The 25,288-nt window shown below is 59.0% G+C and carries 20 protein-coding genes; 3 read left to right on the top strand and 17 right to left on the bottom strand.

Features of this window, described 5'->3' with window-relative positions; all coding sequences use genetic code 11:
* Positions 1–4 precede the first annotated feature (4 nt).
* The 16 genes from dnaE to rpsB form a co-directional block, all read right to left on the bottom strand.
* Positions 5–3,526 (bottom strand): DNA polymerase III subunit alpha, encoded by a 3,522-nt coding sequence (gene dnaE, locus BFW87_RS18060; RefSeq protein WP_078741102.1) that lies wholly within the window; start codon positions 3,524–3,526, stop codon positions 5–7.
* Between the two features lie 76 nt (positions 3,527–3,602).
* On the bottom strand, positions 3,603–4,235 hold the full coding sequence (gene rnhB / locus BFW87_RS18055) for a ribonuclease HII (RefSeq protein WP_078741101.1): 633 nt from the start codon (positions 4,233–4,235) through the stop codon (positions 3,603–3,605).
* Complete coding sequence (gene lpxB, locus BFW87_RS18050) at positions 4,232–5,371, bottom strand: lipid-A-disaccharide synthase (RefSeq protein WP_078741100.1); 1,140 nt, start codon at positions 5,369–5,371, stop codon at positions 4,232–4,234. The genes rnhB and lpxB overlap by 4 nt, the downstream gene beginning before the upstream one ends.
* A gap of 2 nt (positions 5,372–5,373) precedes the next feature.
* Positions 5,374–6,150: an acyl-ACP--UDP-N-acetylglucosamine O-acyltransferase gene (gene lpxA, locus BFW87_RS18045; protein WP_078741099.1), complete on the bottom strand. Its 777-nt coding sequence runs from the start codon at positions 6,148–6,150 to the stop codon at positions 5,374–5,376.
* A complete protein-coding gene (fabZ, locus tag BFW87_RS18040) occupies positions 6,147–6,587 on the bottom strand; it encodes a 3-hydroxyacyl-ACP dehydratase FabZ (RefSeq protein WP_003219309.1) in 441 nt (146 codons plus the stop codon). Before fabZ ends, lpxA begins: the two co-directional genes overlap by 4 nt.
* Before the next feature lie 111 nt (positions 6,588–6,698).
* Positions 6,699–7,754, bottom strand: a complete 1,056-nt coding sequence (gene lpxD, locus BFW87_RS18035; RefSeq protein ID WP_078741098.1) for a UDP-3-O-(3-hydroxymyristoyl)glucosamine N-acyltransferase — start codon at positions 7,752–7,754, stop codon at positions 6,699–6,701.
* A gap of 3 nt (positions 7,755–7,757) precedes the next feature.
* The gene (locus BFW87_RS18030) at positions 7,758–8,261 is read right to left on the bottom strand and encodes an OmpH family outer membrane protein (RefSeq protein WP_003189173.1); all 504 of its coding nucleotides are present in this window, start codon (positions 8,259–8,261) and stop codon (positions 7,758–7,760) included.
* Positions 8,262–8,306: 45 nt separating this feature from the next.
* Positions 8,307–10,694, bottom strand: coding sequence for an outer membrane protein assembly factor BamA (bamA, locus tag BFW87_RS18025; protein WP_078741097.1), 2,388 nt, complete (start codon positions 10,692–10,694; stop codon positions 8,307–8,309).
* Between the two features lie 74 nt (positions 10,695–10,768).
* Positions 10,769–12,121 carry a sigma E protease regulator RseP gene (rseP, locus tag BFW87_RS18020; RefSeq protein ID WP_078741096.1) on the bottom strand — a complete coding sequence of 451 codons (1,353 nt, stop codon included), beginning with the start codon at positions 12,119–12,121 and terminating at the stop codon, positions 10,769–10,771.
* Positions 12,122–12,174: 53 nt separating this feature from the next.
* Positions 12,175–13,365 (bottom strand): 1-deoxy-D-xylulose-5-phosphate reductoisomerase, encoded by a 1,191-nt coding sequence (gene ispC, locus BFW87_RS18015; RefSeq protein ID WP_078741095.1) that lies wholly within the window; start codon positions 13,363–13,365, stop codon positions 12,175–12,177.
* The gene (locus BFW87_RS18010) at positions 13,362–14,171 is read right to left on the bottom strand and encodes a phosphatidate cytidylyltransferase (RefSeq protein WP_078741094.1); all 810 of its coding nucleotides are present in this window, start codon (positions 14,169–14,171) and stop codon (positions 13,362–13,364) included. Before BFW87_RS18010 ends, ispC begins: the two co-directional genes overlap by 4 nt.
* Positions 14,172–14,927 carry a polyprenyl diphosphate synthase gene (gene uppS / locus BFW87_RS18005; protein ID WP_078741093.1) on the bottom strand — a complete coding sequence of 252 codons (756 nt, stop codon included), beginning with the start codon at positions 14,925–14,927 and terminating at the stop codon, positions 14,172–14,174.
* A 17-nt stretch (positions 14,928–14,944) separates the two neighbouring features.
* Complete coding sequence (gene frr / locus BFW87_RS18000) at positions 14,945–15,502, bottom strand: ribosome recycling factor (RefSeq protein ID WP_078741092.1); 558 nt, start codon at positions 15,500–15,502, stop codon at positions 14,945–14,947.
* Complete coding sequence (gene pyrH / locus BFW87_RS17995) at positions 15,499–16,242, bottom strand: UMP kinase (protein WP_003189161.1); 744 nt, start codon at positions 16,240–16,242, stop codon at positions 15,499–15,501. The genes frr and pyrH overlap by 4 nt, the downstream gene beginning before the upstream one ends.
* Before the next feature lie 210 nt (positions 16,243–16,452).
* Positions 16,453–17,316 carry a translation elongation factor Ts gene (tsf, locus tag BFW87_RS17990; protein WP_078741091.1) on the bottom strand — a complete coding sequence of 288 codons (864 nt, stop codon included), beginning with the start codon at positions 17,314–17,316 and terminating at the stop codon, positions 16,453–16,455.
* A 203-nt stretch (positions 17,317–17,519) separates the two neighbouring features.
* Positions 17,520–18,257 carry a 30S ribosomal protein S2 gene (gene rpsB, locus BFW87_RS17985; protein WP_003189158.1) on the bottom strand — a complete coding sequence of 246 codons (738 nt, stop codon included), beginning with the start codon at positions 18,255–18,257 and terminating at the stop codon, positions 17,520–17,522.
* A 387-nt stretch (positions 18,258–18,644) separates the two neighbouring features.
* Between rpsB and map the strand changes: the two genes are divergently transcribed.
* From map to dapC, 3 genes are all read left to right on the top strand, one after another.
* Entirely contained in the window at positions 18,645–19,427 is a 783-nt protein-coding gene (map, locus tag BFW87_RS17980) for a type I methionyl aminopeptidase (RefSeq protein ID WP_078741090.1), read from the top strand.
* 62 nt (positions 19,428–19,489) lie between these two features.
* Complete coding sequence (locus BFW87_RS17975) at positions 19,490–22,192, top strand: [protein-PII] uridylyltransferase (protein ID WP_078741089.1); 2,703 nt, start codon at positions 19,490–19,492, stop codon at positions 22,190–22,192.
* A gap of 142 nt (positions 22,193–22,334) precedes the next feature.
* A complete protein-coding gene (gene dapC, locus BFW87_RS17970; protein ID WP_078741088.1) occupies positions 22,335–23,534 on the top strand; it encodes a succinyldiaminopimelate transaminase in 1,200 nt (399 codons plus the stop codon).
* A 12-nt stretch (positions 23,535–23,546) separates the two neighbouring features.
* Here the strand turns inward: dapC and BFW87_RS17965 are convergent, their stop codons facing one another.
* On the bottom strand, positions 23,547–25,190 hold the full coding sequence (locus tag BFW87_RS17965) for a Na+/H+ antiporter (protein ID WP_078741087.1): 1,644 nt from the start codon (positions 25,188–25,190) through the stop codon (positions 23,547–23,549).
* Between the last annotated feature and the right edge of the window lie 98 nt (positions 25,191–25,288).

The following is a 25,288-nucleotide window of genomic DNA, read 5'->3' as shown; positions in this document are numbered from 1 at the left end:
GCCGTCAGCGGTATTGGAGGAAGACGTTGTCTCGCCCGAACTGGTCACGCAAAGCTTGAATCAAGCCATCCGCCGGATCAATTCGCCACGTCTCACCAAACTGCAGCATCGCCTTGGCGTCATTGCCGGTGTACTCCATGGTCACCGGGCACGCGCCACGGTGGCGTTTGAGCAAATCCCCCAACCAGCGTAGCTGATCACCCTTGAGCGCCTCGGTCTTGACCTTCAAACGCAGGCTTTCGGCCAAATTGGTGCGCGCATCCTCCATGCTCATCACCCGTTTGATCCGCAGGCGCAGGCCGCCGGAGAAGTCATCGTTGCTGACCTCGCCTTCCACCACCACCATGGCGTCGGTCTGCAACAGCGACTGGGCGGAGTGGAATGCGTCGGCAAACAGCGACGCTTCGATGCGGCCCGAACGATCGTCGAGGGTGATAAAGCCCATCTTGTCGCCCTTTTTATTTTTCATCACCCGCAGGGCGATGATCATGCCGGCGACGGTCTGGGTGTCGCGCGCCGGTTTCAGGTCGATAATGCGCTGACGGGCGAAACGACGGATTTCACCTTCGTATTCGTCAATCGGGTGACCGGTGAGGTACAGACCCAAGGTGTCTTTTTCACCCTTGAGACGTTCCTTGAGGGTCAGCTCCTTGGCCTTGCGGTGGTTAGCGTACACATCGGCGTCTTCTTCGACGAACAAACCGCCAAACAAGTCAGCGTGGCCGCTGTCGTGGGTGCGGGCGGTCTGCTCGGCGGCCTTGATCGCTTCTTCCATGGCGGTCAGCAATACTGCACGGTTGCGGTCGATATTGGCCTGATAAGCCTTCGGCTCGTCATGGAAATACGGGCCGAGACGATCAAGTGCGCCGCTGCGAATCAGGCCATCGAGGGTGCGCTTGTTGATGCGCTTGAGGTCAACCCGTGCGCAGAAGTCGAACAGGTCGGCGAACGGCCCGTCCTGACGCGCTTCGACGATAGCTTCCACCGGGCTTTCACCCACGCCCTTGATCGCGCCCAAACCATAAATGATGCGGCCTTCGTCGTTCACCGTGAACTTGAACTCCGAGGCGTTCACGTCCGGCGCGTCGAGGCGCAGCTTCATGGTGCGCACTTCCTCGATCAAGGTCACGACCTTGTCGGTGTTGTGCATGTCCGCCGAGAGTACCGCGGCCATGAACGGTGCCGGGTAGTGGGCTTTCAGCCAGGCGGTCTGGTACGACACCAGCCCGTAGGCGGCGGAGTGGGATTTGTTGAAGCCATAACCGGCGAATTTTTCCACCAGGTCGAAAATGTTACCGGCAAGGTCCGCGTCGATATTGTTGGTTGCGCAACCCTCAATGAAACCGCCCCGTTGCTTGGCCATTTCCTCGGGTTTTTTCTTACCCATGGCGCGCCGCAGCATGTCCGCACCACCCAGGGTGTAACCGGCCATGACCTGGGCGATCTGCATCACCTGTTCCTGATACAGGATAATGCCGTAAGTCGGCGCCAATACGGGCTTGAGGCCTTCGTACTGGTAGTCGGAATGCGGATACGCCAGCTCGGCACGGCCGTGCTTACGGTTGATAAAGTCGTCAACCATGCCCGATTGCAGCGGGCCCGGACGGAACAGGGCCACCAGTGCGATCAAGTCTTCCAGGCAGTCGGGCTTGAGCTTTTTGATCAGCTCTTTCATGCCGCGCGACTCAAGCTGGAACACCGCCGTGGTTTCGGCTTTTTGCAGCAACTGGTAAGTCGGTTTGTCGTCCAGCGGGATAAACGCAATATCCAGCGGCGCCTCATCGACCTTGGCGCGCTCGCGGTTAATGGTTTTGAGCGCCCAGTCGATGATTGTCAGGGTTCGCAGGCCGAGGAAGTCGAACTTCACCAGGCCGGCCGCCTCCACGTCATCCTTGTCGAACTGGGTGACCAGGCCATCGCCTTCTTCATCGCAATAGATCGGCGAGAAGTCGGTGAGCTTGGTCGGGGCGATCACCACACCACCGGCGTGTTTACCGACGTTACGCACAACGCCTTCGAGCTTGCGCGCCATGTCCCAGATTTCGGCGGCTTCTTCATCGATCTTGATGAAGTCGCGCAGGATTTCTTCCTGCTCGTAGGCCTTTTCCAGGGTCATGCCGACTTCAAACGGGATCATCTTCGACAGGCGATCCGCCAGGCCGTAGGACTTGCCCTGCACCCGCGCCACGTCGCGGATTACAGCCTTGGCCGCCATGGAACCGAAGGTGATGATCTGGCTGACCGCGTTGCGGCCATATTTCTCGGCCACGTATTCGATCACGCGGTCACGGCCGTCCATGCAGAAGTCGACGTCGAAGTCGGGCATGGACACCCGTTCCGGGTTCAGGAACCGTTCGAACAGCAGGTCATATTCCAGCGGGTCGAGGTCGGTAATCTTCTGCACATAAGCCACCAGCGACCCGGCACCCGACCCCCGGCCCGGCCCTACCGGCACGCCGTTGCTTTTGGCCCACTGGATAAAGTCCATCACGATCAGGAAGTAACCGGGGAACCCCATCTGGATAATGATATCCAGCTCGAAATTCAGCCGGTCGACATACACCTGACGCTTGGCGTCATAGTCTTCGGTCGTGTCTTTGGGCAGCAGAACGCTCAGGCGATCTTCCAGGCCATCAAACGACACCTTGCGGAAATACTCATCGATGGTCATACCATCGGGGATCGGGAAGTTGGGCAAAAAGTGCTTGCCCAGCTTCACTTCAATATTGCAACGCTTGGCAATCTCGACGGAGTTTTCCAGGGCCTCAGGCAGGTCGCTGAACAGCTCGGCCATCTCGTCGGCGCTTTTAAGGTATTGCTCTTCGCTGTAGTTCTTCGACCGACGCGGGTCATCGAGTGCCCGGCCTTCACCGATGCATACACGGGTTTCGTGGGCCTCGAAGTCTTCCTTCTTGATGAAGCGCACATCGTTGGTTGCCACCAACGGCGCGCCCAGCTTGTCGGCCAGGGCCACGGCCGCGTGCAGGTGCTCTTCATCATTGGGACGGTTGGTGCGCTGAACTTCCACGTAGAAGCGGTCAGGGAAGACGTCCATCCATTCGCGGGCCAGCACTTCGGCTTCCTGGGGGTTGCCTCCCAGCAGCGCGATGCCGATTTCGCCCTCTTTGGCCGCCGAGAGCATGATCACGCCCTCGCTGGCTTCGGCCACCCACTCACGCTCGATGATGATCGAGCCGTTGCGCTGGCCGTCGATAAAACCGCGAGAAATCAGTTCGGTGAGGTTGCGATAACCCACGCCATTCATCGCCAGCAGGCTGATACGGCTCAGGGGGTTATCCGGGTCTTTATTCGACAGCCACAGGTCGGCGCCGCAGATCGGCTTGATACCGGCGCCCATGGCGTTCTTGTAGAACTTGACCAAAGAACACATGTTGTTCTGATCGGTCACCGCCACTGCAGGCATGTTCATGCCCACCAGGGTTTTGACCAGCGGTTTGATCCGTACCAGGCCGTCGACCAGGGAGTATTCAGTGTGCAGGCGCAGGTGAACGAATGAAGCCGGCATAGTGATCCTGTTCTAATACGTGGAGACAACAAGGCCCGGATTGTACCGGGCCTTGGCAAAAACATCAGCCTCGCAACTAAACCTCGCTGAGACTCTCCCGCGCCTCGTAAGCCTGACGAACCGGGGCGAACGAGCGACGGTGGATCGGCGTTGGGCCCAAGCGTGCCAGAGCTTCCAGATGAACGGGCGTCGGGTAGCCCTTATGGCCGCCGATGCCGTAACCGGGGTAAATCAATTCGAATGCAGCCATTTCACGGTCGCGGCTGACTTTGGCCAGAATCGAGGCGGCAGCGATGGCCGGAACCTTGCTGTCACCCTTGACCACCGCCTCGGACGGCATCGCCAGTTTGGGGCAACGGTTGCCGTCGATCATCGCCATTTTCGGCGTAATGTGCAGGCCTTCTACCGCGCGCTGCATGGCGAGCATGGTGGCGTGCAGGATGTTCAGCTCATCGATTTCTTCAACTTCAGCCCGCGCAATATGCCAGCTCAGGGCTTTTTCGCAGATCTCGTCATACAGCTTTTCACGGCGTGCTTCGGTGAGTTTTTTCGAGTCGTTGAGGCCGAGAATCGGGCGGCTCGGGTCGAGAATCACCGCTGCCGTGACCACCGCGCCACACAACGGGCCACGCCCGACTTCGTCAACGCCGGCCACCAGTTCGTGGGCTTCGGCAACCAGGCTGAAATCCAGGCCCATTTGCGTCGTCATAGCGTGTCCTGTTTTTGACCGATCAAGGTCAGCACGGCATCCGCCGCTTGGTTCGACGCATCACGACGCAAGGTGCGATGAATGTCGTCAAAACCACGGGTCTGCTCTTCGCCGCCGTCGATCAGAGGGAGGAGGGTTTGCGCCAGTGCTTCGGGCGTTGCATCGTCCTGCAACAATTCCGGCACCAACAGGCGCTGGGCCAGTAGGTTGGGCAAGGAGATGTAGGGACTTTTGACCATGCGCTTGAGAATCCAGAAGGTCAGCGGCGCCAGGCGATAGGCCACGACCATTGGGCGCTTGTACAACAGGGCTTCCAGAGTCGCGGTGCCAGACGCGATCAACACCGCATCACAGGCGGCCAAAGCCAGGTGCGACTGACCGTCGAGCAAGGTCAGCGGCAGATCACGCCCTTCCAGCAACGTTTCAATTTGCGCACGGCGCTGTGGGCTGGCGCACGGCAGTACGAAGCGCACTCCCGGCTTCAAGGCTTGCAGGCGCTTGGCAGCATCAAAGAACAGAGCACCCAGACGGCCCACTTCACCGCCTCGACTGCCCGGCATCAACGCCACCAGCGGGCCGTCGGGCAAGCCCAGCTCGGCTCGGGCGGCGGCGCGGTCCGCTTGCAGAGGAATGGTGTCAGCCAGCGTATGGCCGACAAAACGCACCGGCACGCCCTTTTCTTCATAGAACCTGGCCTCAAACGGCAGCAGGGTCAGCATCAAGTCGCAGCCTTCACGGATCTTCAGCACGCGCTTCTGGCGCCACGCCCACACGGATGGGCTGACGTAGTGCACGGTTTTGATCCCGGCCTGACGCAACTTGAGTTCGATATTGAGGGTGAAGTCGGGTGCGTCGATACCAATAAAGACGTCAGGCTTTTCTTCGATCAGAGTCTGAATCAGCAGTTTGCGGCGAGCCAGCAGCTCACGCAGGCGGCCCAGCACTTCCACCAGCCCCATGACGGACAGGCGCTCCATGGGAAAGTAGGAGGTAAGACCTTCGGCCTGCATCAGTGGGCCACCCACGCCGATAAACTCCACGGCAGGATGCTGCACCTTGAGGGCCCGCATCAGGCCTGCGCCCAAAATATCGCCGGAAGCTTCACCGGCCACTAGCGCTATACGCAGATTGGCCATGATCAGCGCGTGATGCCGCGTGTCGATGCCTGGATAGAGTCACGGAATACCGCGACTTCCGGGAACAACGCTGAAGGCTCAGCCAGTTCGGTCAGCGCCTGCTCAACCGTCAGCCCCTGGCGGTAAACCACCTTGTAAGCGCGGCGCAGGGCGTGAATGGCGTCTTCGCTGAAACCACGACGGCGCATGCCCTCGAAGTTCATGCTGCGCGCTTCGGCGGGGTTGCCGAATACGGTGACAAATGCCGGTACATCCTTACCGATCGCAGTACCCATGCCGGAAAAGCTGTGGGCGCCGATATGGCAGTACTGATGCACCAAGGTAAAACCGGAGAGAATCGCCCAGTCATCAACGTGCACATGGCCAGCCAACGCGGTGTTATTGACCAGGATGCAATGGTTGCCGATCACACTGTCGTGGCCGATGTGTGCGTAAGCCATGACCAGGTTGTGGTCACCCAGCGTCGTTTCAGCGCGATCCTGCACAGTGCCACGGTGAATGGTCACGCCTTCACGGATGATGTTGTGATCACCGATTACCAGGCGCGTTTCTTCACCCTTGTACTTCATGTCCGGGGTGTCTTCGCCTACCGAAGAAAACTGGTAGATACGATTGTATTTGCCAATGCGGGTCGGACCTTTGAGGATCACGTGTGGCCCGATGACAGTCCCCTCGCCGATTTCCACACCTGCGCCGATGATCGACCAAGGGCCGACCTCAACGTCGGCGGCCAGAAAGGCCGACGGATCGATGATTGCGCGAGGGTCAATCAAACTCATAGTTTGCGTTCCGCACAGATGATCTCGGCGGAGCACACCGGCTTGCCATCTACCGAGGCCTGGCACTCAAACTTCCAGATCTGGCGCTTGCAGCTGATGAACTTGGCTTCCAGGATCAACTGGTCACCCGGCGTGACCGGGTTGCGGAAACGCAGCTTGTCGGAGCCCACGAAATAATACAGCGTGCCGTCGGCAGGCTTGAGGTCGAGCATTTTGAAACCAAGGATACCGGCAGCCTGGGCCATCGCTTCAATGATCAATACGCCCGGCATGATTGGATGCGCGGGGAAGTGACCGTTGAAGAACGGTTCGTTGATGCTGACATTCTTGTAGGCACGAATGCGCTTTTCCTCAACATTGAGGTCCGTCACACGGTCCACCAGCAGGAACGGGTAACGGTGAGGCAGGTATTCGCGAATCTCGTTGATGTCCATCATTTCGGGGGGAAGCCTGTAATAAAGATTGGGGGCGGGCGGACTAAAAGCACGCCCCGCTAGCAAATCAAGGAGGCAGTCTAGCGGCTGTACACACTTGATATGGAAATGGTATCAGCCTTCTGATGAAGCATTATCGCCAGGGGTCACGTCCTCGACACGCTTTTCGACCTGCTTGAGGCGTCGGGCCATGTCGTCGATCTTGCGCAAACGTGCCGCACTTTTGCGCCATTCAGCCGCCGGCTGCATGGCCGTACCGGAAGAATAGGCACCTGGCTCGGTAATCGAGTGGGTCACCATGGTCATGCCGGTGATGAAGACGTTGTCGCAAATCTCAATATGCCCCACCAGCCCTACGCCACCGGCGAGCATGCAATGCTTGCCGATTTTGGTGCTGCCGGAAATACCCACGCAGGCCGCCATGGCGGTGTGATCGCCAATCTGCACGTTGTGGGCAATCTGAATCTGGTTGTCGAGCTTCACCCCGTTACCGATCACGGTATCGGCCAGCGCACCACGATCCACCGCCGTGTTAACGCCGATTTCCACGTCATCGCCGATCAATACACCGCCGACCTGGGCAATCTTGTGCCAAATGCCTTTGGAGTTGGCGAAACCAAAACCTTCTCCACCAATGACAGCACCCGACTGAATGACGACGCGCTCACCAATACGCACATCGTGGTACAGGGTAACGCGAGGCGCCAGCCAGCCATCGGCACCGATTTCACAGCGCGCGCCAACAAAGCAGTGGGCACCCACGGTGACGCCGGCGCCAATGCGCGCGCCACTTTCGATCACGGCAAATGCGCCAATGCTGGCCGCAGGGTCAACCTGAGCATCATCGGCGATCACCGCCGACGGATGAATACCGCCCGCAGCCTTGGGTTTGGGATCGAACAGGTGCGACGCCTTGGCATAAGCCAGGTACGGGTCAGCTACCACCAGCGCATCCCCGGTAAACCCTTCGGCGTCAGCAGCTTTCAGCAACACGGCTGCCGCTTTGCTGTCGACCAGGTATTTACGGTATTGGGGGTTTGCGAGGAAGCTCAACTGAGCTGGGCCAGCCTCCTGCAAGGTGGCTAGCCCAGTGATTTCTTTCTCCGAGGACCCACGTAATGTGGCCCCCAGGAACTCGGCCAACTCGCCGAGCTTGATAGTCGCGGTCATGGCTTACTTCAGCTGGTTCATGCGCTCGATCACCTGGCGGGTGATGTCGTATTGAGGCTTGACGTCGATCACCGCGCCACGCTCGAACACCAGGTCAAAGGCACCTTTCTTGATGACTTCTTCCACAGCGCTGTCGAGTTTAGGCTTGAGCTGCTTCAGCATTTCACGGTCGGCAACAGCCTTGGCTTCGTTCAGTTCCTTGGACTGGAACTGATAGTCACGGGCCTTTTGCTTGAATTCAAGCTCCAGACGTTCGCGCTCGCCTTGCTGCATTTTGTCGCCACCGGCTACCAGACGATCCTGGATGCCCTTGGCGCTGCTTTCCAGCGTTTTCAGCTTGGTCAGTTGCGGACCGAATTTTTTCTCGGCATCCACCGCGTAACGTTTGGCCGCGTCGGATTCCAGCAGAGCCATCTGATAGTTCAGAACGGCGATTTTCATTTCGGCGAAGGCCGGGGTGGTTACCAGCACAGTGGCCAGCAGAACCAATTGAGTCAACTTACGCACGATGTACTCCTACAGAATCCGTTGTCGTTATCTTGGGTCAGACGCTTAGAACGTCTGGCCGAGGGAGAATTGGAAAATCTGGGTTTCAGCGTTATCCGGTTTCTTGATCGGCATGGCCAGAGCAAAGCTCAATGGGCCCAGCGCAGTCACCCACGTCACACCAACACCCACGGAGCTGGCGAGGTTGCTAAGGCTCACGTCGTTGCACTGCGTGTTGGACTTCGAACCATTCGGGTTGCTGACTTGTTCGCACTTGGAGTCGAACACGTTACCCACATCCCAGAAGACCGAAGTACGCAGGGAACGCTGATCCTTGACGAACGGCAGCGGGAACAGCAGCTCCGCACCACCTTGAATCAACACGTTACCACCGAATGGCAGCGGGTCGTTGTCGGTGTCGGCGATGGTGCCCTGGTTACCGGTTACACCAACACCACGGCTCGGGGTACCACGTGGGCCCAGAGTGCTGTCCTTGAAGCCACGTACCGAGTTGAAACCACCCGCATAGTAGTTCTCATAGAACGGCAGACCACTGGTCGAACCATAACCGTCGCCATAACCCAGCTCGGTGTGCAGACGCACGGTGTAGTTATCGCTCAATGGCTGGAACAACTGACCACGGTAGTCGAGCTTGAAGAACGACAGGTCGCTGCCCGGTGTGGTCGCTTCCAGAGTCAAGCTCTGGGAATGGCCGCGTGTCGCCAGTACACCTTTGTTCAGCGTCGATTCCGACCAACCGGCCGAGGCCTTGAAGTTCAGGAACTGATCACCCTCTTTGCGTACGAAGTCGAAGATTTCGTCGACGGTGTACACGCCGGTCTTGATCTTGTCCTGTTGCGCAGTCAGGCCGAAGGTCAGACGCGAAGTCTCACTGATCGGGTAACCGATGTTGGCGCCAACGCCAAAGCTGTCGATGGCATAGCTGGCTACGTCAACATCAAGGTCTTTGTAGTCAGTGGTGCGATAGAAAGCGTTGTAACCAAGGCTCACACCGTCAGCAGTCCAGTAGGGGTCGGTATAACCGAAGTTATAGCGGCTCTGGTATTCGCTTCGGGTCAGGCCGATGGACACACGGTTACCGGTACCAAGGAAGTTGTTCTGGGTGATCGAACCACCGAGGATCAGGCCGGCACTTTGTGCGAAACCGACGCTGGCGGTGATGGAGCCCGATGCTTGCTCTTCTACGGCGTAGTTCACGTCAACCTGGTCATCCACACCCGGTACGGCCGGGGTTTCGACGTTGACTTCCTTGAAGAAGCCCAGACGCTCAAGGCGGGTCTTGGACTGGTCGATCAGGTAGGTCGAAGCCCAGCCACCTTCCATCTGACGCATTTCACGGCGCAGCACTTCGTCCGCAGACTTGGTGTTGCCACGGAAGTTGATGCGGTTTACGTAGGCACGCTTGCCTGGGTCGACAACGAAAGTGATGTCCACAGTGTGGTCATCATCGTGCGGAGTCGGCACGCCGTTGACGTTGGCGAAGGTATAGCCTTCGTTACCCAGGCGGCGGGTGATCAGTTCGGACGTGGTGGTCATCAGCTTGCGCGAGAACACCTGGTCTTTCTGCACCAGCAACAGTGACTTGACCTGATCTTCAGGCACTTTCAAGTCGCCGCTGAGCTTCACGTCACGAACGGTGTACTTCTCGCCTTCGTTGACGTTAACGGTGATGTAGACGTGTTTTTTGTCTGGCGTGATGGACACCTGGGTCGAAGCGATATCCATGTTGATATAGCCACGGTCGAGGTAGTAGGAACGCAGACGCTCCAGGTCACCGGACAGTTTTTCACGGGCGTACTTGTCGTCGTTCTTGAAGAACGACAACCAGTTGGTGGTTTTGAGTTCGAACAGGTCGATCAGGTCGTCATCAGCGAACTTGGTGTTGCCCACCACGTTGATGTGCTGAATGGCCGCCACGGTGCCTTCGTTGATATTGACCTTAAGGCCAACACGGTTACGAGGCTGCGGGATCACTTCGGTTTCCACGGTCGCGGAGTAGCGGCCCTGGGCAACGTACTGGCGTTGCAGTTCGTTACGCACACCCTCAAGGGTAGCGCGCTGGAAGATCTCGCCCTCGGCCAGACCGGATTGTTTGAGGCCCTTCATCAGGTCTTCAGTCGAAATCGCCTTGTTGCCTTCGATTTCGATACTGGCGACGGAAGGTCGCTCAACGACGGTGATGACCAGGACGTTACCTTCGCGACCCAGTTGGATATCTTGAAAGAACCCGGTTTTGAACAGCGCACGAGTGGATTCCACCAGGCGACGGTCATCAGCCTGTTCCCCGACGTTCAACGGCAAGGCACCAAAGACACTACCGGCGGAAACCCGCTGGAGGCCGTTGACGCGAATATCGGAGATAGTGAAGGACTCGGCGTGAACTTCGGCGATCATCAATACGGTGAGAACCGCAGTTAGCAGCAGACGTTTCATGAAGTCCTTTCTTATTCCAACTGGCAATAAACAAACTGCCGCAAAATGCGGCAGATTCGCAATTCAGCGAAGCGTTACAGTCGTCCCAGATCGTTGACCAGAGCTAACAACATCACTCCGACCACCAAACTGATACCGATCTGTATCCCCCAACCCTGCACCCGATCCGACAAGGGGCGACCACGCACCCACTCGACCAGATAAAACAACAGATGCCCCCCATCCAATACTGGAATGGGCAGCAAATTCAGAACTCCAAGGCTAATACTCAGATAAGCCAGGAAATTCAGGAAATCCGCGACACCCGACTGGGCAGAAGCGCCCGCCACTTTAGCAATGGTTATCGGTCCACTCAAGTTTTTTACCGAGAGCTCGCCGAACAACATTTTCTTGAGCGATTCGAGGGTCAGCACACTCATGGTCCAAGTGCGTTTTGCACCCTCGCCAATGGCGGCCACCGGCCCGTAACTGACCTCGCGCAGCATCGAGGGTGGCCACTCGGGACTCTTGACGCCAGCCCCTAGATAACCCCCGGCCGCCTTGGCTTCCCCACGAACCGACAAGGTCACGGGGACGTCGATTTGAGCACCATCGCGCTCAACTTTCAGCACAATTTTGGTATCAGGGCGTACACGCACCAGATCGACGACTTGCTGCCAATCGCCCAACGCCTGACCATCAAGCGCCAGCAGGCGATCGCCGGTTTTCAGACCTGCGGCCTGGGCCGGCCCCTTCGGATCCAGCTCGGCAAGCACCGGCGGCAACGCCGGACGCCATGGGCGAATACCCAGGGACTTGATCGGATCAGGCTCGTCCGCACCTTTAAGCCAGTGATCCAGGGTCAGCTCGCGCGGCGTTTCGGCGGTCGAATCGAGCTCGCGCACCACGACATTGATGGTGCCGCTTTCACCCATGCGGCGTACCAGCTGCAAATTGACGGCGCCCCACCCGATGGTCGGCTCGCCATCAATGGAAACAATTTCCTGCCCCGCAACCAGGCCGGCCTTCGCCGCCATGCTGTCCGACTCGACGGCACCGATGACAGGACGCATCTGCTGGCTGCCCAACATGGCCAAGACCCAGAAGAACACCATCGCCAGCAAAAAGTTGGCGATGGGGCCAGCGGCCACGATGGCAATACGCTGACCAACGGTCTTGCGATTGAAAGACTGGTCCAGTTGATCTGCCGGCACTTCGCCTTCGCGCTCATCAAGCATCTTGACGTAGCCGCCCAGCGGAATGGCTGCGATCACAAATTCGGTGCCACGGCGATCATGCCAGCGCAGCAACGGCATGCCAAAACCGACGGAAAAGCGCAGTACCTTGACGCCACAACGACGCGCCACCCAGAAGTGGCCGAATTCGTGGAAGGTAACCAGCACACCCAGAGCAACCAGGGTGCCGACAATCATGTAGAGCGCACTCATCTAATTTCTCCGCATTTCAATCCAGTGCCTGAAGACGCAAACCTGCCCACAGACTAACGCGCGTTGCGGTTCAACCATTGCTCGGCCAGCGCCCGGGCTTTTGTATCGGCCTCGAACACTGCCCCCAAATCATCCACAGCCACGACCGGCTCAAGGCTCAGAACATCCTCGATGATACTCGCGATCTGCGGAAAGCGGATGCGCCGTTCGAGAAACGCCGCCACCGCCACTTCATTCGCCGCATTGAGTATCGCCGGCGCGCTGTTGCCCGCCTCTGCCGCTTGTCGAGCCAGGCGCAGGCACGGAAAGCGCTGCTCGTCCGGCGCTTCGAAATCCAGGCGGGCAATGGCAAACAGGTCCAGGGGCGCTACACCCGAATCAATACGCTCCGGCCAGGCCAGGGCATTGGCGATCGGCGTGCGCATGTCCGGGTTGCCCAACTGGGCCAGCACCGAGCCATCCACATAGTCGACCAGGGAATGGATCACACTTTGCGGGTGAATCACCACCTCGACCTGATCAGGCCGCGCGTCGAACAACCAGCACGCCTCGATCAACTCCAGGCCTTTGTTCATCATGCTGGCTGAATCCACGGAGATTTTGCGCCCCATGGACCAGTTCGGATGCGCGCAGGCCTGATCAGGCGACACATGCTCCAGCTCAGCCAACGGAGTTTGCCGGAAAGGGCCACCGGAGGCCGTCAGAAGAATCCGGCGTACACCCACCTGGCTCAGGCCACGGGCGAAATCGCCAGGCATGCACTGGAAGATTGCGTTGTGCTCACTGTCGAGGGGCAACAAAACGGCGCCACTCTTGCGCACGGCCTGCATAAACAGCGTGCCGGACATCACCAGCGCTTCTTTATTGGCCAGCAGAATTTTCTTGCCGGCATCAACAGCGGCCAGGGTCGGACGCAAACCTGCCGCGCCGACGATGGCCGCCACGACGGTGTCCACTTCGGCATCGGCCGAGACCTGACACAAGCCCTCCTCGCCCACCAGCACCTGCGTAGCCAGGCCCGCAGCCCGCAAATCGTCCTGCAGACCACGCGCCGCCGCCGCTTCAGGCACTACCGCGAATCGCGGCGCATGGCGCACGCACAAGGCCAGTAACTCACTCAGACGAGAGTAACCGGTCAGCGCAAAGACTTGATAACGATCAGGATGACGCGCAATCACATCCAGGGTGCTCAACCCGACCGAGCCGGTCGCACCCAATACGGTGACTTGTTGCAGGCGGCTCACGAAGCAGTCATCCACAACAGCACAGCAAAGATCGGGATGGCCGCGGTAAGGCTGTCAATGCGATCGAGCACACCACCATGACCCGGCAACAGGTTGCTGCTGTCTTTGATGCCAGCTTGACGCTTGAACATGCTTTCGGTGAGGTCGCCCACAACCGAGATGAACACAACAATGGCCGTGCCCAACAGGGCGAGAAGAATCTCCTTCACCGACCAATCACGTACAAGCCCGACCACCAGCGTGATCACCAGCGTCAACGCCAGGCCGCCGTAAACACCTTCCCAGCTCTTGCCCGGGCTGACGGCAGGCGCTAGCTTGCGCTTGCCGAAGGCCCGACCGGAGAAGTAGGCGCCAATATCCGCGCCCCAGACCAGAATCATCACCGCCAGGATAAGCCAGTTACCCATCGGCGCATTTTTGATTTCCACCAACCCTTGCCAGGCCGGCAGCAAGACCAGCAAGCCGATCACCAGCTTGCTGGCGACACTGGACCAATGGCCGCTGGAGCGCGGAAAGGTCAGCACCAGGAAGGTCGCAAGCGCCCACCACAGCACCGCTGCCCCCAGCACCCACGGTACGACAATGCTGGACAGGGTATGCATGAGGAATAACAACAGTGCGACGACAGCGGCATACACCACGCGCGGCAACTGGGCCTCGAAGCCCGCCAAGCGTGCCCACTCCCAGGCGCCAAGGGTCACGACCAGGCCGATAAACAGCGCAAAACCTGCGCCGTCGAGCAGGAAAAAGCCACACAAGGCAATCGGCAGCAGGATCAGGGCGGTGATGATTCGTTGTTTAAGCATTTAAACCCGGGCTCCAGCTTCGATCTGCTCGCTCGTTTTACCGAAGCGACGCTGACGGGAAGCGAAATCAGCCAGCGCATTGCGCATGGCATCGTGTTTGAAGTCCGGCCAGAACAGGTCGGAGAAGTACAACTCGGTATAGGCCAACTGCCACAGCAGGAAGTTGCTGATGCGGTGCTCTCCACCGGTACGGATGCACAGGTCGGGCAGCGGCAGATCGCCAGTCACCAGACAGGTTTGCAAGAGTTCAGGCGTGATGTCGTCAGGGCGCAAATGACCGGCCTGCACTTCGCGAGCGAGCCGCTGCGCAGCCTGGGCAATATCCCACTGGCCACCGTAGTTGGCTGCAATCTGCAGCACAAAACGGTTGGCGCCGGCGGTGATGACCTCGGCTTCACGCATGGCGGCCTGCAGCTCCGGATGGAACCGCGAGCGATCGCCAATGATGCGCAGGCTGATGTTGTTGTCATTGAGGCGCTTGGCCTCACGACGCAAGGCCTTGAAGAACAGGTCCATCAAGGCACTGACTTCTTCGGCTGGGCGCTGCCAGTTTTCACTGGAGAAGGCAAACAGCGTCAACACTTCGACCTTGGCTTCGGCACACACCTCAATGACGGCGCGCACCGCATCGACACCCGCTTTATGCCCGGCAACACCCGGCATAAAGCGTTTCTTCGCCCAGCGATTATTCCCATCCATGATGATCGCGACATGGCGCGGCACCGCGGAGGGCACAGTCTGCTTGGTCTTTTCCATGAAGGCGTCCTGACCCCTTATACGGCCATCAGGTCCTTTTCTTTTTCTTCGGTAGCCTTGGTGATCTGAGCCTCGGCGTCTTTGGTCAGCTTGTCGATATCGGCGGTGGCACGACGCTCTTCGTCTTCGCTGATTTCCTTGTCCTTGACCAGTTTTTTCAGGTCACCCAAGGCATCACGACGAATGTTGCGCACGGCAACACGGGCATCTTCAGCTGCGCTGCGCGCCTGCTTGGTGAAGCCCTTGCGGGTTTCCTCAGTCAGGGCAGGCATGGAGATCAGCAGCAACTCGCCCAGGTTGGTCGGGTTGAGGTTCAGGCCGGCGCTCTGGATCGCTTTGTCGACAGCACCGAGCATGTTGCGCTCGAAGGCCACGACTTGCAGGGTGCGCGAGTCTTTAACGGTGATGTTGGCCACCTGAGTGATGGAAGTATCTGCGCCGTAATACGGCACCATCACGCTGCCCAGAATGCTTGGGTGGGCCTTGCCGGTACGGATCTGACCAAATGCATGATTCAGAGAGTCCAGGGATTTCTGCATACGCTCTTGAGCGTCTTTCTTGATTTCGTTGATCATTGTTGGCCTTCCTCGATCAGAGTCCCTTCCGCGCCGCCGTGTACGATATTCAGCAGGGCGCCGGGCTTGTTCATGTTAAATACGCGCAGCGGCATCTTGTGGTCGCGGCACAGGCAAATAGCCGTCAGATCCATCACACCCAGCTTGCGATCCAGTACTTCATCGTAGGTCAGATGATCGAACTTCTCGGCATGCGGGTCTTTGAATGGGTCTGCGGTGTAGACACCGTCTACCTTAGTGGCTTTGAGCACCACGTCGGCATCGATTTCGATAGCACGCAGGCAAGCCGCCGAATCGGTGGTGAAGAACGGGTTGCCGGTACCGGCAGCAAAGATCACCACCTCTTTGGAGTTCAAGTGACGCATGGCTTTGCGGCGATCATAGTGATCGGTCACGCCTACCATGGAAATAGCCGACATCACGATGGCCGAGATATTGGCACGCTCCAGGGCGTCGCGCATGGCCAAGGCATTCATCACAGTGGCCAGCATGCCCATGTGGTCGCCGGTGACCCGATCCATGCCGGCCGCACTCAGTGCCGCGCCACGGAACAGGTTGCCGCCACCAATCACCAGGCCGACCTGAACGCCGATACCGACCAACTGGCCGACTTCCAGCGCCATGCGGTCGAGCACTTTGGGATCGATCCCGAACTCTTCCGAGCCCATCAGGGCCTCGCCGCTAAGCTTGAGTAGAATGCGTTTATAGCGAGCCTGATAACCACTGCCCTGCTGAGCCATTGCGAATCTCTCCTGCGGCGTATTTTTTAAAAATTCTTGGCGAGCCGTTTACGGCTTGCGTTCACTCTAGCTGGACGCTATCACAGCGCCATCGGAACACGGCTTTGTAAGCCAGTTCCGGCTGGAATCCAAATAAATTCGGACTTCCATTTGAAAAGAGGCTGCGCGCGTGAGCGGGCAGCCTCTTTCGGGCGACAGTTGAAAACTGTCTTATTGCTTGGCGGCAGCCAGCTGGGCAGCAACTTCTTCAGCGAAGTTGTCGACCGGCTTCTCGATGCCGTCGCCTACTTTGTAGTAGGTGAAGGAAACGATTTCAGCACCGGCTTTCTTGGCCAGTTCGCCAACCTTGATTTCAGGGTTCTTGACGAACGCCTGCTCAACCAGGGAAGCCTCAGCCAGGAACTTGCTGATACGGCCTTTGATCATGTTTTCAACGATGTTTTCCGGCTTGCCGGCGATCTTGTCAGCGTTGAGGCTCAGGAACACGGCTTTCTCGCGTTCGATGGCGTCAGCGGACACTTCCGATGGCAGCAGGAATTCAGGGTTGCTGGCCGCTACGTGCATAGCGATGTCTTTGGCCAGTTCAACGTCGCCGCCTTTCAGGGCAACCACAACGCCGATTTTGTTGCCGTGCAGGTAACCACCAACAACATCACCTTCAACGCGGGTCAGGCGACGGATGTTGACGTTTTCGCCAACCTTGCCGACCAGTACCAGGCGAGCTGCTTCTTGAGCTTCGATCAGAGGCTCAACAGTGGTCAGCTTGTCAGCGAACGCTTTTTCAACGCTGGCAGCAACGAATGCCTTGAAGTCATCTTGCAGGGCCAGGAAGTCGGTCTGCGAGTTCACTTCCAGCAGAACTGCGGTTTTACCGTCTTCTTTCAGCGCGATAGCACCTTCAGCAGCGACGTTGCCGGCTTTCTTGGCGGCCTTGATGGCGCCCGAGGCACGCATGTCGTCGATGGCTTTTTCGATGTCGCCGCCGGCCTTGGTCAAGGCCTTTTTGCAATCCATCATGCCTTCGCCGGTACGCTCACGCAGTTCTTTAACCAACGCTGCAGTAATCTCTGCCATTTCAAAATCCTCTTGGATAGGTTTTCAACCATTCCACCCGATCAAACGGGCGATCAATTCTTCCCGAACCTCCGTTGTAGGCCGCCGCACGTTACAGTCGCTGTGTTGCGCTACCGCAAGCAGGTGCCGACAAACGGTTTTCGAGGTGGCAAAAAGGGGGCCAAGCCCCCTTTTTGCTTACTGAGTCAACGCCAGGGCGCTAATTACTCAGCGGCAGCTACCGGAGCTTCTTCAACGAACTGCTCGGTACCACCAGCAACGTGGTTGCGACCACGGATTACAGCGTCAGCCATCGAACCCATGTACAGCTGGATAGCGCGGATTGCGTCATCGTTGCCTGGGATGATGTAGTCAACGCCTTCCGGGCTGCTGTTGGTATCGACTACGCCGATAACAGGGATGCCCAGCTTGTTGGCTTCGGTGATCGCGATGCGCTCGTGATCAACGTCGATAACGAACAGTGCGTCAGGCAGACCGCCCATGTCCTTGATACCACCCAGGGAACGATCGAGCTTTTCCAGGTCACGGGAGCGCATCAGCGCTTCTTTCTTGGTCAGCTTGGCGAAAGTACCGTCTTCGGCTTGCACTTCAAGGTCACGCAGACGCTTGATGGAAGCACGGATGGTTTTGAAGTTGGTCAGCATGCCGCCCAACCAGCGGTGATCGACGTACGGCGAACCGCAACGTGCTGCTTCTTCAGCAACGATCTTGCCAGCGGAACGCTTGGTGCCGACGAACAGAATCTTGTTTTTGCCCTGGGCCAGACGCTCTACGAAAGTCAGAGCTTCGTTGAACATTGGCAGGGTTTTTTCAAGGTTGATAATGTGGATCTTGTTACGCGCGCCGAAAATGTATTTACCCATTTTCGGGTTCCAGTAACGGGTCTGGTGACCGAAGTGCACACCGGCCTTCAGCATATCGCGCATGTTGACTTGGGACATGATAGTTCCTTAATAAGTCGGGTTTGGCCTCCACGTATCCCAATGACCAACCAGCGGCATCAAGGCCTCCGGCACCCAGGTCATCGTGTCGACACGTGTGTGGATTTAAGCTCTGCGGGGTATCCCCGGAAAGCGGCGCATTTTATACCACACGAACGGCGAAAACGAAACCCGCAATCACATTTGCCGACGACCGCTTTCGTGTAACCCCTTGAATAGAGCCAACATACCCCTACTCTATAGAGAGAAGCGATCATCAGGGGCTCATGATTTGAGGCCATCGTCTGATAGAATCGCGTTTTTTGAGGCTTGTGCGAATTCTGTAACCTTTTGTCGCACGCCCGCAAACCGTATTGATTTCAGCGCGTCGCGCTAGAGAGAGCCTGTATGACCGTTAGTTTGAAAACCGCCGAAGACATCGCCGGCATGCGCATTGCCGGCAAACTGGCTGCCGACGTGCTGGAAATGATTGCCGAGCATGTCAAGCCAGGCGTCACCACCGACACACTGAACCAGATCTGCCACGACTATATAGTCGACGTGCAAAAAGCCATCCCTGCACCGCTGAACTACAAAGGCTTCCCCAAGTCGATCTGCACTTCGGTCAACCACGTGGTCTGCCACGGGATTCCGGGCGACAAACCGTTGAAGGACGGCGACACGCTGAACATCGACGTTACCGTCATCAAGGACCGCTATTTCGGCGACACCAGCCGCATGTTCCACGTCGGCACCGTGCCGGTCTGGGCCGAGCGCCTATCCCAGGTGACTCAGGAATGCATGTACAAGGCCATCGAAATCGTCAAACCCGGCTGCCGCCTGGGCGACATCGGTGAAGTGATCCAGAAGCACGCCGAAAAGAACGGTTTCTCGGTGGTGCGCGAATTCTGCGGCCACGGTATCGGCACCGTGTTCCATGAAGAGCCGCAAATTCTGCACTACGGCCGCGCCGGCACCGGCATGGAGCTGAAAGCGGGCATGACCTTCACCATCGAGCCGATGATCAACCAGGGCAAGGCCGACACCAAAGTACTCGGCGACGGCTGGACCGCCATCACCAAGGACCGCAAGCTCTCGGCACAGTGGGAACACACCCTGCTGGTCACCGAAACCGGCTACGAAATATTCACCCTGCGCGCTGACGACACGATTCCACGCGTTTCGGCGTGATGATTGCGTCGGTTTTCCCGTAACCCTGTGACTGACTGATAGATAGAAAGGAAAGCCGATCGATGCCCCAGGTGGATCCCGAACTCTTCGACCGTGGCCAGTTCCAGGCCGAGCTGGCACTGAAGGCAAGCCCCATCGCCGCCTTCAAGAAGGCGATCCGCCAGGCCCGCGAAGTGCTCGATGAGCGCTTTCGCAGCGGCCGGGACATCCGCCGACTGATCGAGGACCGCGCCTGGTTCGTCGATAACATCCTGCAAAAGGCCTGGGAACAGTTCAGTTGGAGTGAAGACGCCGATATCGCCCTCGTAGCGGTCGGCGGCTACGGGCGCGGCGAGCTGCACCCCTACTCCGACATCGACCTGCTGATCCTGCTGGACAGCGCCGATCATGAGATCTTTCGTGATTCCATCGAGCGCTTTCTCACTTTGTTGTGGGACATCGGCCTGGAAGTCGGTCAGAGCGTGCGCTCGGTGGACGAGTGCGCCGAAGAGGCCCGCGCCGACCTCACCGTGATCACCAACCTGATGGAAAGCCGCACCATCGCCGGCCCCGAGCGCCTGCGCCAGCGCATGCTGGAAGTCACCAGCACCGCGCACATGTGGCCGAGCAAGGAGTTTTTCCTGGCCAAGCGCGCCGAGCAAAAGGCCCGGCACCACAAGTACAACGACACCGAATACAACCTGGAACCCAACGTCAAAGGCTCGCCGGGCGGGCTGCGGGATATCCAGACGATTCTGTGGGTAGCGCGCCGCCAGTACGGCACCCTCAACTTGCGCGCCCTCGCCGGTGAAGCCTTTCTGGTAGAAAGCGAAAACGCCCTGCTGGCCTCGTCCCAGGAGTTCCTGTGGAAAGTGCGCTATGCCTTGCACATGCTCGCCGGGCGCTCCGAAGACCGCTTGCTGTTCGACCACCAGCGCTCCATCGCCACGCTGCTGGGGTTTGAAGGTGAAGACGCGAAGACCAGCATCGAAAGCTTCATGCAGCAGTACTACCGGGTGGTCATGAGCATTGCCCAGCTCAGCGACCTGATCATCCAGCATTTCGAAGAAGTGATCCTGGCCCCCGAAGACGAAGCGCCACCGCAGCCGATCAATTCGCGCTTCCAGCTGCACGACGGCTACATCGAGGCGCGCAACGACAATGTGTTCAAGCGCACGCCGTTTGCCATGCTGGAAATCTTCGTACTGATGGCCCAGCAGCCGGACATCAAGGGCGTGCGCGCCGACACCATTCGCCTGCTGCGGGAAAACCGTCACCTGATCGACGATGACTTCCGTAACGACATCCGCAACACCAGCCTGTTTATCGAGCTGTTCAAGTGCAGGATCGGCATTCATCGCAACCTGCGCCGCATGAACCGTTACGGCATTCTCGGGCGCTACCTGCCGGAGTTCGGTTTTATCGTCGGGCAGATGCAGCATGATCTGTTCCACATCTACACCGTGGACGCCCACACCCTGAACCTGATCAAACACCTGCGTAAGTTGCAGTACACCCAGGTGTCAGAAAAATTCCCGTTGGCCAGCAAGCTCATGGCCAAGCTGCCCAAGCCTGAATTGATCTACCTGGCCGGCCTGTACCACGACATCGGCAAAGGCCGGCATGGTGACCATTCGGAAGTCGGCGCAGTCGACGCCGAAGCCTTTTGCCAGCGCCATCAATTGCCCGTGTGGGACAGCCGCCTGATCGTCTGGCTTGTGCAAAACCACCTGGTGATGTCGACCACCGCCCAGCGCAAGGATTTGTCCGACCCGCAGGTGATCCACGACTTCGCCGGGATCGTGGGCGATGAGACCCATCTCGACTACCTGTATGTGCTGACCGTCTCCGACATCAACGCCACCAACCCGACGCTGTGGAACTCGTGGCGCGCCAGCCTGTTGCGCCAGCTGTACACCGAGACCAAGCGCGCGCTGCGCCGTGGCCTGGAAAACCCCGTGGACCGCGAAGAGCAGATCCGCCGCACCCAAAGCGCGGCCCTGGACATTCTGGTGCGCGGCGGCAACGACCCGGACGACGTCGAGCAACTGTGGTCGCAACTGGGCGACGATTACTTCCTGCGCCACACCGCCGGCGACGTGGCCTGGCACAGTGACGCGATCCTGCAACAGCCGGCCGATGGCGGTCCGCTGGTGCTGATCAAGGAAACCACCCAGCGCGAATTCGAAGGCGGTACGCAGATCTTCATCTACGCGCCCGACCAGCACGACTTCTTCGCCGTGACCGTGGCGGCGATGGACCAGCTCAACCTGAACATTCACGACGCGCGGGTTATCACCTCCAGCAGCCAGTTCACCCTCGACACCTACATCGTGCTCGACACCGAAGGCGACTCGATCGGCGATAACCCGGCGCGCGTGAAAAAAATCCGCGAGGGCCTTACCGAGGCCCTGCGCAACCCTGACGACTACCCGACCATCATCCAGCGCCGGGTACCGCGCCAACTCAAACACTTTGCGTTTGCGCCCCAGGTGACCATTTCCAACGACGCCCAGCGCCCGGTGACCGTGCTGGAACTCAGTGCACCGGACCGCCCGGGCCTGCTGGCACGCATCGGCGGGATTTTCCTGGAGTTCGACCTGTCGTTGCAGAACGCCAAGATTGCGACCCTCGGCGAGCGCGTGGAAGACGTGTTCTTCATTACCGACGCCGACAACCAGCCGCTGTCCGACCCGGAACTGTGCCTGCGCTTGCAGGAAGCCATCGTGCAGCAGTTGAGCGTGACCCAGGAACCCGGCGTCGAGCTCACACGCCTGACGATATAAATTTTAATGTTGTGAACGTGGCTCATGTGGGAGCTGGCTTGCCTGCGATGGCATCGCCTCGGTGTAGCCGATACACCGCGGTGCCCGCATCGCAGGCAAGCCAGCTCCCACAGGGCCTGCTTTCATCGTGATAGAGGCTTACATGAACAACGCCCTGAACCAGCTCCAGCCCTACCCGTTCGAAAAACTGCGCGCCCTGCTCGGTAGCGTCACGCCGAACCCGGACAAACGCCCGATCGCCCTGTCCATCGGCGAGCCGAAGCACAAATCTCCTGAGTTCGTCGCCAAAGCCCTGGCAGACAACCTCGACCAAATGGCCGTTTACCCGACCACTCTCGGCATTCCGGCCCTGCGCGAGGCCATTGGCGCCTGGTGCGAACGTCGCTTCAACGTGCCCAACGGCTGGCTGGACCCGGCGCGCAACATCTTGCCGGTCAACGGCACCCGCGAAGCACTGTTTGCCTTCACCCAGACCGTGGTTAACCGTGGCGACGACGCGCTGGTCGTCAGCCCGAACCCGTTCTACCAGATCTACGAAGGCGCCGCGTTCCTGGCCGGGGCCAAGCCGCACTACCTGCCGTGCCTGGACGCCAACGGTTTCAACCCGGATTTCGACGCCGTGATGCCGGACATCTGGAAGCGCTGCCAGATCCTGTTCCTGTGCTCGCCCGGCAACCCGACCGGCGCATTGATTCCGGTCGACACCCTGAAAAAACTCATCGCCCTGGCCGACGAATACGACTTCGTCATCGCCGCCGACGAGTGCTACAGCGAACTGTACTTCGACGAACACACCCCACCGCCGGGCCTGCTGAGCGCCTGCGTCGAACTGGGCCGCCAGGACTTCAAACGTTGCGTGGTGTTTCACAGCCTGTCCAAGCGCTCCAACCTGCCGGGCCTGCGCTCCGGGTTTGTGGCCGGCGACGCCGACATCCTCAAGGCCTTCCTGCTGTACCGCACCTACCACGGCTGCGCGATGCCGGTGCAAACCCAACTCGCCAGCATTGCCGCCTGGAAAGACGAAGCCCACGTACTGGCCAACCGTGATCTGTACCGGGAAAAATTCGACGCGGTGCTGGCCATCCTCAAGCCGGTGCTGGATGTGCAAGCGCCGGATGGCGGGTTCTACCTGTGGCCGAATGTCGAAGGTGACGATGCCGCATTTTGCCGCGACTTGTTCGAAGAGGAACACGTGACGGTTGTGCCAGGCTCGTACCTGTCGCGGGAAGTGGACGGTTTCAACCCGGGCGCCGGGCGCGTGCGTTTGGCACTGGTTGCGCCGCTGGCGGAGTGCGTTGAAGCAGCCGAGCGGATTCGCGACTTTATCCAGCGTCGCCGCTAAGGGCTGTACGGGTCACTTTACGTGACCCAAATTCGCCTCACTCATATCCAGATCCGCTAACACTTCCCGCAACACGTCATCACCAATCTGGTGATGACGGCTCAAGCTATACAACTCCAACCGCTGGGCGCGCAGGGCCTTGAGGCGCAGCTTGCGCTCAAGCTGGTCCATCTGTTGCGCCAGCGCCTGGGCTTCGGCCGAGTCGTTGAACACTTCCAACTGGTGGCGATATTCCGACATCAACCGCGCCTTGAGTTCGGTGGCGAGTGCGGATTGCGCGGCGTCCTGGGTTTCGGTTTCGGCAGGCTCTTCAGCTTCAAGGGCGCGAATCGCAGCCACGGCAGTCCTCTTCCACGCCTCGCGCACTTCGTTATGGCGTTTTTCATCCGGGCTTTGTTCGATACCGCGCAACAGCAGCGGCAAGGCAATGCAGGCGGCGACCAGTGAAAGCAGGATCACCCCGGCAGCAATGAAGATCAGCAGGTCACGCTCGGGGAAATCCTGACCCGGCGCCAATAGCAGCGGCACCGACATCACACCGGCCAGGGTCACGGCACCGCGCACACCGCCCACGGTCAACAGCCAGCAAGACCGCGCAGTCGGCACTCGCGTCAGCTCGCTTCTCCCACGCAATCTTCGGAGCAGGCCTGACAGACGCCAGATGCTCTGCACCCAGATAAAACGCAGCACCACCAGCACCAGGAAAATCGCGATCACGTCCAGGCAGCGATACAGCAAGGTTGGCCACAGCGTCGGCTCGTGGCTCACCACCGCCTTGATGATGTCCGGCAGTTGCAGTCCCAGCAGCAGGAAAATCAGGCCGTTGAACGCGAACTCCAGCAATGACCAGACGCTGCGGTTGAGCAACCGTGTGCTGGTCTGGCGCGGCAACAAGTCGAGCCAGCTTTGCATCATGCCCGCCGCCACTGCCGACAGGATGCCGGATGCGCCCAAGCGCTCGGCCAACACGTAAGCGGCAAACGGCAGTAGCAACATAAATACGACGTGGGTCGCCGGGTCGTCCCAGCCGCGCGCAATCATCCACGCGCGCAGGCGGCCCACCACCCAGCTCAGCGCCACGCCAACTGCCAGGCCGCCGACGGCCACCAACACAAAGGTCAGGCTGGCATCCGCGAGGGAAAACACCCCGGTCAACGCCGCTGCCAAAGCAAACTTGAAGGTCACCAGGCCCGAGGCGTCATTCATCAACGCCTCACCCTGCAACATATGCATCAACGGCTTGGGCAGACGATTCTGGGCAATGGCCGACACGGCAACGGCATCCGTCGGAGACAACACGGCCGCCAGGGCGAAGGCCACCGGCAACGGAATCGTAGGCAATAGCCAGTGAATGAAGTAACCGGCGCCGACTACCGTGAACAGCACCAGCCCCACCGCAAGCGTCAGGATCGGCCCGCGCAGGCGCCATAACTCACGTTTGGGCATGCGCCATCCGTCAGAGAACAACAGCGGCGGCAGGAACAGAAACAGGAACAGCTCCGGATCCAGTGCCACATGCAGCCCCAATGTGGGCCAGGCCAGCAAGGCGCCTGCGGCAATCTGCACCAGAGGCAACGGCAGAGGAACAACACGCCCGACAAGACGCGAAACGCTGACCAGCATCAGCAGGATAAGGACGGTGTAGGCGGTTTGCATAAAGCGGAATTCCCGGACAATCGACTTGCAGCGACACACATCAGGCAACATCTCGCCGTTGAAGTGCCATATTACCCGGCTATGTTACCCAGCTATGT

The organism is Pseudomonas fluorescens, from assembly GCF_002022275.1.
GTDB classification, from domain to species: domain Bacteria; phylum Pseudomonadota; class Gammaproteobacteria; order Pseudomonadales; family Pseudomonadaceae; genus Aquipseudomonas; species Aquipseudomonas fluorescens_AJ.
Note: the sequence above shows the minus strand (reverse complement) of the source record. Positions and strands in the feature narration are given on the sequence as shown.

Coding starts and splice junctions, on each gene's coding strand:
- dapC (WP_078741088.1), top strand. CDS start 22,335: ATGAACAACGCCCTGAACCAGCTCCAGCCCTACCCGTTCGAAAAACTG.
- BFW87_RS18010 (WP_078741094.1), bottom strand. CDS start 14,171: ATGCTTAAACAACGAATCATCACCGCCCTGATCCTGCTGCCGATTGCC.
- lpxD (WP_078741098.1), bottom strand. CDS start 7,754: ATGACCGCGACTATCAAGCTCGGCGAGTTGGCCGAGTTCCTGGGGGCC.
- tsf (WP_078741091.1), bottom strand. CDS start 17,316: ATGGCAGAGATTACTGCAGCGTTGGTTAAAGAACTGCGTGAGCGTACC.
- rpsB (WP_003189158.1), bottom strand. CDS start 18,257: ATGTCCCAAGTCAACATGCGCGATATGCTGAAGGCCGGTGTGCACTTC.
- uppS (WP_078741093.1), bottom strand. CDS start 14,927: ATGGAAAAGACCAAGCAGACTGTGCCCTCCGCGGTGCCGCGCCATGTC.
- rnhB (WP_078741101.1), bottom strand. CDS start 4,235: ATGACGACGCAAATGGGCCTGGATTTCAGCCTGGTTGCCGAAGCCCAC.
- fabZ (WP_003219309.1), bottom strand. CDS start 6,587: ATGATGGACATCAACGAGATTCGCGAATACCTGCCTCACCGTTACCCG.
- BFW87_RS17975 (WP_078741089.1), top strand. CDS start 19,490: ATGCCCCAGGTGGATCCCGAACTCTTCGACCGTGGCCAGTTCCAGGCC.
- pyrH (WP_003189161.1), bottom strand. CDS start 16,242: ATGGCTCAGCAGGGCAGTGGTTATCAGGCTCGCTATAAACGCATTCTA.
- lpxB (WP_078741100.1), bottom strand. CDS start 5,371: ATGGCCAATCTGCGTATAGCGCTAGTGGCCGGTGAAGCTTCCGGCGAT.
- BFW87_RS17965 (WP_078741087.1), bottom strand. CDS start 25,190: ATGCAAACCGCCTACACCGTCCTTATCCTGCTGATGCTGGTCAGCGTT.
- map (WP_078741090.1), top strand. CDS start 18,645: ATGACCGTTAGTTTGAAAACCGCCGAAGACATCGCCGGCATGCGCATT.
- bamA (WP_078741097.1), bottom strand. CDS start 10,694: ATGAAACGTCTGCTGCTAACTGCGGTTCTCACCGTATTGATGATCGCC.
- frr (WP_078741092.1), bottom strand. CDS start 15,502: ATGATCAACGAAATCAAGAAAGACGCTCAAGAGCGTATGCAGAAATCC.
- dnaE (WP_078741102.1), bottom strand. CDS start 3,526: ATGCCGGCTTCATTCGTTCACCTGCGCCTGCACACTGAATACTCCCTG.
- rseP (WP_078741096.1), bottom strand. CDS start 12,121: ATGAGTGCGCTCTACATGATTGTCGGCACCCTGGTTGCTCTGGGTGTG.
- lpxA (WP_078741099.1), bottom strand. CDS start 6,150: ATGAGTTTGATTGACCCTCGCGCAATCATCGATCCGTCGGCCTTTCTG.